The sequence below is a fragment of the Mesorhizobium sp. CA7 genome, assembly GCF_020165015.1.
Lineage (GTDB): Bacteria > Pseudomonadota > Alphaproteobacteria > Rhizobiales > Rhizobiaceae > Mesorhizobium.
The window spans coordinates 95,246-101,422 of the sequence record NZ_JAIUHH010000020.1 but is presented as its reverse complement, the minus strand read 5'-3'; the positions used below and the strand labels follow the sequence as shown (position 1 = coordinate 101,422).

Annotated in this window: 5 protein-coding genes; 2 read left to right on the top strand and 3 right to left on the bottom strand. The window is 59.2% G+C overall.

Annotated features, from left to right (window positions below; translation table 11 throughout):
- Positions 1–164: 164 nt before the first annotated feature.
- From LB552_RS25910 to LB552_RS25900, 3 genes are all read right to left on the bottom strand, one after another.
- Complete coding sequence (locus LB552_RS25910; protein ID WP_224610993.1) at positions 165–632, bottom strand: hypothetical protein; 468 nt, start codon at positions 630–632, stop codon at positions 165–167.
- A gap of 188 nt (positions 633–820) precedes the next feature.
- Entirely contained in the window at positions 821–1,444 is a 624-nt protein-coding gene (locus tag LB552_RS25905) for a 7-cyano-7-deazaguanine synthase (RefSeq protein WP_224610992.1), read from the bottom strand.
- Complete coding sequence (locus LB552_RS25900; RefSeq protein WP_224610991.1) at positions 1,441–2,769, bottom strand: nucleoside 2-deoxyribosyltransferase; 1,329 nt, start codon at positions 2,767–2,769, stop codon at positions 1,441–1,443. Before LB552_RS25900 ends, LB552_RS25905 begins: the two co-directional genes overlap by 4 nt.
- An 808-nt stretch (positions 2,770–3,577) precedes the next feature.
- On the opposite strand from LB552_RS25900, the gene LB552_RS25895 reads away from it, so the two are divergent.
- Together LB552_RS25895 and LB552_RS25890 are read left to right on the top strand one after the other, a co-directional pair.
- Positions 3,578–4,624, top strand: coding sequence for a LacI family DNA-binding transcriptional regulator (locus LB552_RS25895; RefSeq protein ID WP_224610989.1), 1,047 nt, complete (start codon positions 3,578–3,580; stop codon positions 4,622–4,624).
- A gap of 78 nt (positions 4,625–4,702) precedes the next feature.
- On the top strand, positions 4,703–5,950 hold the full coding sequence (locus LB552_RS25890; protein ID WP_224610987.1) for an ABC transporter substrate-binding protein: 1,248 nt from the start codon (positions 4,703–4,705) through the stop codon (positions 5,948–5,950).
- Positions 5,951–6,177: the final 227 nt, after the last annotated feature.

Here is a 6,177-nt window from a genome sequence, read left to right as displayed (position 1 = left end):
GGTTCGGGGTATTCAGGGGGTACTCAAACAGAAAGCGATGTAAGGCGGGAGAGGGAATGCTGATCACTTTACCTTCTATTCCAGGAAAACTGCGGTGGCCTGCACCGGCTTAAAGCCGAGGTTCGACATTCACGCTGGCCTTAAAATCTGATGCCGTGTAGGCTTTAAAAGGTGAAAGTCAGCTGGGGCTGTTGGCGAGCTTCGCGAGACCACACCCAGGCATCGAATTCTCGCCGGGAAATCGAAAGTAAGTCGGCTGCGAAGCAAAAAGCGTTCTTTAGGAAGTCGTAGTCGCGATTATTGACTCCGGCCCGCACAGCAAAATTTCTGATGTGGCGATCGACTGCGATCGACTCGATTCCGACCAGGCAAGCCATGTAGTCGATCGTCTTAGGACCCACTCCTTCCAACGATTGGAGGTCTGTGCAGAACACGGCAGACTTGAGCGCCGTGCGAATGTCCTCTGTGGTATCCACTTTTGCCCTATGCAGAAACACAACCAGATGCTCGAAACGCTCCACTTTAGTTGAGTGCTGCCAGTCGAGAAGATGCGCAGCAGCGCCCTTCTTAACGAGACAGATTAGGGCACTTACGCGGTCCGCGTCCGGAAACTCCTTCAGGATGCGCCCCACTCGCGGCATTACTACCGAACGATAGCTAAGCCCTGCCTGCAGTACCGCGTCCGCGAGAAGTGCTCCGGCGTGTTCATAAGTTAAACGCCTCACATTATATGTAGACGGGACGCCCTGCGTTGAAGCCAAATCCGCTACTCGGCGTGCCGCCTTCAAAAGTTCAAGCCGGTCCGGTGGAGATCGAGTCACTACAGTAGTCCCGTTTGCCGAAGCGCTCCTAGGCGCTCCACGCAGTTTGGGCAAGCTCCGCAAGGAAGTTTGCTGGCCGCTTGGCAGGAGAATGTCCTACCGACAGGAACTCCAAGGCGAATGGCCTCTTGGACGACTTCTTTCTTTGATGAATACCGAAAGGGCGACGTGAATCTCACCGGTCCGATCGTATCGGTGAGCCCGTCAAGCTTGTTCATGAACGCGGCAGTGCAGTCGATCTCTTTGGCATGATTGCTATTGATGAAGCCCGTATAGACCTCAAGGATGCCGAGCGTTTGCCCTCTTGCAGCAGCGGCAGCATAGAACAGGAGGGTACGATAAGGGACATAGAGATCATCATCGCGAACATCGTCCTTCCAGAGGTCCGCCTCAACGATGAGCCGCGACTTTGATCCGCGAAAAAGGTCAGAGAGGTCGACACGCTCAGGGCGCTTCATGCCGGTGGGTAGGACTTCATTCACCCGAGTCCACTCAGTTTCGACGCAGTGTTGCCCGTAGTCAAAAAATAGAGGGCTCACATCTGTTCCTTCAGCATGCAGCCCGAAAGCCACGGTCGTCGAGTCCAAGCCGCCAGATGCGAGGAGCATCACTTTCTTGGTCATCTACGAGGGTCTCTTTGGAGCTTCGATAAGGCATCAAAGATGCCGTTCAAACAAACGTCTAGATCGGACGAGTAAGAGGTACTTCCCCTCACCACCATGGTGTTCCGGTTCTCGTCGCGAGGGTCGAAGGTAACGACTGGTTTTCCCATCTCGATTGCAAGGCCAATCTCGACCAATGTCCCCGGATCTCGTTCAATCGGTATTGCGAAAATTGCCGCACATTCTCGGAGCAACTGCACGTCACTAAAGTAATAGGACGAGAGGGATTCAATGGGTGCGTTGCGGCTGGCCTCGCCATTTTCCTTGACCGGTCTTCTAACTCGGAAGTTATGATATTCCAGTGCCGCTACGGCAGCGCTAATCTCTGGGTGATCTTTGTAGGAGAAATCTGGTGCGGCTAGGTAAATCTGCAAATCCCGGCGCACGTGCCATGGCAGTGTGACGCCGCCCAACCCCCGGACGACCTCGATGGGTATCCGCAGTTCTCGTTCAATGTCACGTTGAAGATCGTCCGGCCACGTAGTCTGAGAATAGACCGTCGCAACTTGCATGCCCCGCCATGCAGCATCCTTGGCGCTACCATCGAAACTGCCAAAGACGGCCGTAAAGGCGTCTCCGACACCCACTGAGTTCGTTGTGACGTCGAGCGTCGCTGTAATATACTCAATGTCCCCAGTGCCAAGGTCGAATAGCCTACTACCGCCCCGGTTTTCTTTCAGAAGTAGCTGCTTCGCTCCAACGCTCTTAGCCAAATCTAGCAGCGGAGCGACATCGCTCGATGCAAGCTTTGTGAATAGATTTGAGGAGGTTGAAATCGCTACTGATTCAACCCGACCTGTAAGTGATCTGATGAAGTCTTCACTGTCAACGTCGTAGGCCGCGTCAATGGTGATACGGGCAGTTCGCTTGATTTGATTGATCACACCTCCCAAATCATAGCTTCCCGGGAAGATAACGACAGAGTCAAACCGACTCAAATCGACATGGTCGCGACTAAGAACAACCTTTCTTTGATCGCGCAGGATGTCTTCGTAACCTTGGTGCCCCACCTCTTTTACGTCACGAATTGCGATGACGTTGGGTGCGCCGACTATCTCTCCAAGGAGGACAAATTCCTGACACCCATGCCGAGTCAAGTAATCGTGTGCTTGTTCAATCAGGTACGTAGGGCAGAATGCTCCCACGGCGTAGCCTCGCCCACTAGCCCACAAACCACGAGCTGCGTGTACGACGCCGCCAAGCCGCACTTTTGCTTCGGTGACACGCGTCGGCATGGTGAAGTCTATCGCGACTTCACCAATCAATATTGGGATTTTCTCTGGCATCTAGCCAGCCACAAAGTCAGCTTGGATTTGGGGATTGGCCCCGTTTGAAGATGCGGTCACGACACCCGTACATGTGAAACCATTCTGCAAGCAGCGTGCAAGGTAGTTGAGCCGCGTAGGTAGCGACCCAACTGCTTCTGTACCTGCAACAGCTACCAACCGGCTCCTCAGTTCAATCGTCAGCTGAGTGCCAGCCGCGGGCACAGAACCATGATTCATATAATAGTCGTGGCTAGCGACGTCTTCGAGGCTCGCTGTAAAGGCCTCACCGCATTTATCTGACCCGCTGGAGCCACCGGACGATCCGCTGCCTGATCCTGTCTTCGGTTGGCCGGAATAGTCGCTAAGAGTTCCCGATCCACTGCTACCCATCAATGCCCTCCCAAGTCGTGAAATAAAGTAGCCATGATTGGCTCGACATATCAAGTATTCAAGAAATAATACACAGCCTTCTGTTAACGAGGTTCCGCGCCGACCACCGCCGCCAAGTCCCGTCGCCCGGTTAATGCGTGGGCGCATGCGACGGCCAGGCAGCGGGCATCTGAGTTCAACGGGAACCGACAGCAGACAGACCGTTCGAGACGATTCTGATCGCCCAATGATGGTGATCCGTGAATTGGTCGGCCACTGGCGAAACAAGCAGGCCGTATCGACCACTCTTACCCCTTGCCAACCTCCCCACCTTCCCTTAATCTCCCTCTGAGAAAACCTTTTCCCAACTCGCTCCGCGCCCGCTGACCTCACCCGTCATCACCGCGCAGGGCAGTAAGAGAAAACCTTTTCCCAGCTAAGGGAATCCGCCGCGCCCATGCCTTCAGACGCCGAGCCAGCGCCAGTTTCCGCCAAGCCGCCGGTCACGCTGCGCGAGGTCGCGGCCGCCGCCGGCGTCAGCGTTGCGACGGCGTCGAAGGCGCTGAACGGGCAGGGGCGCATGACGGCGGAGACGCGCGAGCGCATCCGCGAGACGGCGCGGCTGCTCGGCTTCCGGCCGAACAGCCTGGCGCAGAGTCTCTTGCGTAAACGCTCCTTCACCGTCGGCCTGCTGACCAACGATACCTACGGCCGCTTCTCGCTGCCGCTGATGGCCGGCGTTTCGGATGCGCTGGTCGACAAGGGCGTGTCGGTGTTCCTGTGCAATGTCGAGGACGACCCGCGGCTCGGCCAGCTGCATGTCGAGGCCATGCTCGATAAGCGCGTCGACGGCATCGTCGCCACCGGAAAACGCATCGACCGCCATCTGCCGGTCGATCTATCCAATCTGCGCATCCCGGTCGTCTACGCCTTCACCCAGCCGGATCCCGGCGCGGTCGGCCTCGTTTCCGACGATGCCGGGGGCGCGCGGCTGGCGGTCGAGCAGTTCTTGCGGCTCGGGCGCCGCCGCATCGCCCATGTCAGCGGCCCGGCGAGCTTCGCCGTGGTGCATACGCGGGCCGAGGCTTATCGCGACGTCCTGAGGGAGAACGGCTTGCCCACAGCCGAGCCGCTGCTCGGCGCCTGGTCGGAAGCCTGGGGCCGCGATGCCGTGGCAAGTCTGTTCGGCAAGGCGGGCAGGGAAGGATGGCCGGACGCCGTCTTCTGCGGCAACGACCAGATTGCCCGCGGCGTCATTGATGCGCTGCGCGAGCGCGGTATCCGCGTGCCCGAGGATGTCGGCGTCATCGGCTTCGACAATTGGGAGATCGTGGCCGAGGCGACGCGCCCGCCGCTGACTTCGATCGACATGAACCTGGCGAGCCTCGGGCGCGAGGCCGGGCTTGCCCTGCTTTCGCTCGTCGACGGCCACCCGGCCGCGCCGGGCATCAGGAAACTGCCGTGCCGGCTGGTGGTGCGTCAGTCATGTGGCAGTCCGCCGTAATGAAGCAACAAGGCTACGCGCCCGGTTAAGCCCGGCGGCGTGGCCAAAACAGGGAGGAGAACCATGAGGAGGAGTAAAATGAAGACCATGTTTGCCAAGCTGGTTTTAGCCGCGGCCGTCATCGGCGGCGGCCTTCAGGCGGCGTCCGCCGAGACCGCAAACATCTGGGTGCGCGCCGACGGCTCGAACTTCATGCCGCGCATCGTCGATGCTTTCAACAAGGCGCATAAGGACCAGATCAAGCTCGACATCATTCCCAATGCCGAGATCATCCCGAAATATGGCGCCGCCGCCGCCGGCGGCACCGCGCCCGACGCGCTCTCGCTCGACCTCATCTACACGCCGTCCTTCGCCGCCGCCGGCCAGTTGGAGGACATCACAGATTGGGCGAAATCCTTGCCCTATTTCGCCAGCCTGTCGCCCGCGCATGTGAAGACCGGCACCTACAAAGACCGCATCTACGGCCTGCCGTTCTCGGCCGACGCCTCGGTGCTGATCTGGAACAAGAAGCTGTTCAAGCAGGCTGGGCTCGATCCTGAGAAGGGCCCGACCAACTGGGCCGAGATCGAGGCCGATGCCGAAAAGGTCAACGCGCTCGGCGGCGACATCAAGGGCTTTTATTTCTCCGGCAATTGCGGCGGCTGCAACATCTTCACCTTCACGCCGCTGATCTGGGCCTCGGGCGGCGACATCCTGTCCGAGGACGGCTCGAAGGCGACGCTGGACAGCCCGCAGTTGCGCGGCGCGATCGACCTCTATCGCTCGATGGTCAAGAAGGGCCTGGTGCCCGAGGGCGCGCAGACCGACACCGGCGCCAATTTCTTCGCCGCTTTTGCCGGCGGCAAGATCGGCATCTCGCCGTCCGGCGCTTTCGCCATCGGCGCGCTCAACACGCAATATCCGGACGTCGACTACGGCATCACCTTCCTGCCGGGCAAGGATGGCGGCTGGTCGTCCTTCGCCGGCGGCGACAATTTCGTCGTCACCAAGGGCACTAAGAAGATCGCCGTGGTGAAGGAGTTTTTGGACTTCGCCTATTCGTTGGAAGGCCAGACCATCCTCGCCAAATATGGCAGCCTGCCGGTGCGAAACGACATCGCCAAGGACGCGCTGAAGGATCTCGACCCCCGCTACCAGGTGGCGGCCGAGGCGATGGCGAAGGGCAGGACGCCTTATTCGGTGGTGTTCAACGACCTGATCAACTCCGCCAACGGGCCGTGGACGCAGATGATCAACGAGGTGTTCTTCGGTGACGATGTCGACGGCGCCATCAAGAACGCGCAGGAGACGATGCAGTCGATTATCGACCAGGCGCCGAACAAGTAGACACCAGGGCCAGCCGGCGGCGAGGATAGCGCAACGCCGCGCCGCCAAGGCTCTGACCGGCCGCCCGCCCCGTCTCCCTGGCCGGGCGGCCGGGGACTGCATCGCTGAATAGACTGGGACTGACGCGTTGAGAAAGCTCACTTTCACCAGCATCCAATCTGAGGCGCCGCGAGGTTCGCTCCCCCTTCTCCCCTTGTGGGAGAAGGTGTCGCCGAAGGCGACGGATG